Source organism: Dehalobacter sp. TeCB1 (assembly GCF_001707455.1).
In the GTDB taxonomy this organism is placed as follows: domain Bacteria; phylum Bacillota; class Desulfitobacteriia; order Desulfitobacteriales; family Syntrophobotulaceae; genus Dehalobacter; species Dehalobacter restrictus.
The window spans coordinates 1-2525 of record NZ_MCHF01000046.1 but is presented as its reverse complement, the minus strand read 5'-3'; the positions used below and the strand labels follow the sequence as shown (position 1 = coordinate 2525).

The window sequence follows — 2525 nt, the reverse complement described above, 5'->3', positions numbered from 1 at the left end:
GTAAGCGTAAACCATGTAGGCGGATTGTCATAGAATCAGCAGAATGAGAGAATATCCCAAAGAGTCTAAGTGTCACCAAAAGAGTCTAAGGTAGACATTTAGATAGAATGGGAGTGACTCAAATGGAGCAAAGCCTGCAAACCTTAAGCGTAAACCAACGGCTGGCCGAGTGGAGCGAGCGGATCTCATCCTGCCGGAACAGTGGAATAAGCATCAGGCAATGGTGCCTGGAAAACGGGATTGTCGAGAAAACATATTACTATTGGCAACGCCGAGTGTTTAAAGCATTGACCACGCATCAAGAGCCGTACTTTGCCAGAGTTCCCGTTGAACGCCGGAATGACTGTCTGGAAATAGCGGCAACAGTGCGCATCGGAAATGCCGAAGCCGACATTTACCCCAGCGCAGATGCATCAGCCATTGAAGCAATCTGCCGCGCGCTGAAGTCATGCTGAATGATTTCACCGGAGCCGACTGCATCTATATTGCCTGCGGATACACCGATCTTCGATGCGGGATTGACGGTCTATCTGGAATCGTCCAGCAGAAGTTTCGGCTGGATCCGTTTTCGAGCACCCTGTTTCTATTTTGCGGACGCCGATGTGACCGGATAAAAGCTCTGTATTGGGAAGGCAATGGGTTTGTTCTCCTGTACAAACGGCTTGAAAACGGAAGGTTTCAGTGGCCGCGTAGCCCCGCCGAAGCGCAGGCGCTTACCCCACAGCAGTACCGGTGGCTAATGGAAGGTTTAAGCGTAGAACAACCCAAAGCACACCGTCCGGCGTCAGGCCTCTGCATGGTTTAAGAAGGCTCAGAAAGGGTTCGAAAAGAATACTGGAAACCCTTGAAAACACTGGAAAAACTGGCTTTTTCATGGTATAATTTTGTTATGAAAGAGCTACAAAAAAATGAGATAAATAACGCCGAAATGGTCACCATTTCACGTGCGGAATATGAAGCACTTAAGGCACACAACACAGAGTTAAACAAACAGATTGAGTTGCTTCTGCAACAGATACGCCTGGGCCAAAAGAAACGCTTCGGATCTTCCTCCGAAAAAACGCAGGAAGCGGTCATGGAGCAACTGAGCCTTTTGTTTAACGAGGCAGAAGCGTATATTAAAATCGAGTCACCAGAGAAAACAAAAGTTGCTGCCCATACCCGCCAAAAGCGTTCCGGCAGCCTTGAGGAAATCCTGCCGGATAATGTCCCCGTTGAAGTCGTTGAGCATCGTCTTTCTGAGGAAGAACGGCTTTGTGCAGCCTGCGATACTGTCATGCAGGAAATCGGCAAGGAAGTCCGCCGCAGCCTTGTAATTGTTCCGCCACAGGTAAAAATCCGTGAAGACCGGTATTTCAGCTATGCCTGCCTGACCTGCAAAGCAGAGGCCTTGGAAACCCCCGTGTTGAAAACACGGAAAGATAAACCCGTCATCTCCGGAAGCTTTGCCTCCCCGGAAGCGATAGCTCACATCATGACCCAGAAATTCGTCATGTGTTCTCCCCTTTACCGACAGGAACAGGAGCTGAATCGAAGCGGTGTGATGCTATCCCGTCAGACGATGTCCAGCTGGATCTTAAGAGTAGCCGAGGACTGGTTGAAACCAGTGTATGAGGAGATGCACCGACGGCTCTTGCAGCACAGTGTTCTCTTCGCGGATGAGACCACCTTGCAAGTACTCAAAGAACCAGGCAAGAAGGCGCAAGCCAAAAGCTACATGTGGATGTACAGAACCGGCGGGGATACAGAGCACCCGCTCATACTTTATGAATACAAGCCGGATCGAAAAGCTGAAAACCCGAAGAAATTTTCGGAAGGATTCTCCGGATACCTGCATGCGGATGGTTATCAGGCTTATTACACGTTGCCGGAAAACATCACGGTAGTCGGTTGCTGGGCCCATGCTCGGCGTAAATTTGATGAGGCGGTCAATTCCTTGCCAAAATCCGAGCAAAAAGGATCTTCGGCAGTAATTGGGCAAGAGTATTGCAACAAGCTATTCTCGATTGAGGATAAGCTTAAATGTCTTACCCCTGAAGAACGATATACCCAGCGGCTGGAGTTGGAAAAACCGGTTCTGGATGCCTTCCTGACTTGGGCACAAACAAGAAACGCAGCTCCGAAGTCTGCCCTTGGAAAAGCCTTATATTATCTGCAACAGCAGTGGCCTCACTTGATAGAGTATCTGAAGGACGGCCGGCTGGAGCTCTCTAACAACCGAGCAGAACGGAGTATAAAACCTTTTGTCATGAGCCGAAAAAACTTTCTATTCGCAAATACGCCGAATGGTGCCCAGGGCAGTGCAATAATTTATAGCCTAATTGAAACCGCCAAGGAGAATGACCTTGATCCGTACAGGTATCTGGTATATGTCCTGAACACTGCTCCTAACATTGATCAAACACATCCAGACTGGGTGATTCCATTACTCCCGGCAAATGCTCCTGAGCATTGCCGAGTACCGTATGCTAAGAGCAAATGCGACGAATGATTTTTATATGACGCGAGCCTGCTGGTTACGGCGG

The 2525-nt window shown here is 49.0% G+C and carries 3 protein-coding genes; all 3 read left to right on the top strand.

Annotated elements, in window-relative coordinates; translation table 11 throughout:
* Positions 1-122 precede the first annotated feature (122 nt).
* The 3 genes from A7D23_RS11085 (at position 123) to A7D23_RS11075 (ending at position 2491) form a co-directional block, all read left to right on the top strand.
* Positions 123-455: a hypothetical protein gene (locus tag A7D23_RS11085; protein ID WP_019226926.1), complete on the top strand. Its 333-nt coding sequence runs from the start codon at positions 123-125 to the stop codon at positions 453-455.
* A complete protein-coding gene (gene tnpB / locus A7D23_RS11080; protein ID WP_019226927.1) occupies positions 449-805 on the top strand; it encodes an IS66 family insertion sequence element accessory protein TnpB in 357 nt (118 codons plus the stop codon). Before A7D23_RS11085 ends, tnpB begins: the two co-directional genes overlap by 7 nt.
* A gap of 84 nt (positions 806-889) precedes the next feature.
* A complete protein-coding gene (locus A7D23_RS11075; RefSeq protein WP_242837026.1) occupies positions 890-2491 on the top strand; it encodes an IS66 family transposase in 1602 nt (533 codons plus the stop codon).
* The last annotated feature ends 34 nt before the right edge of the window (positions 2492-2525 follow it).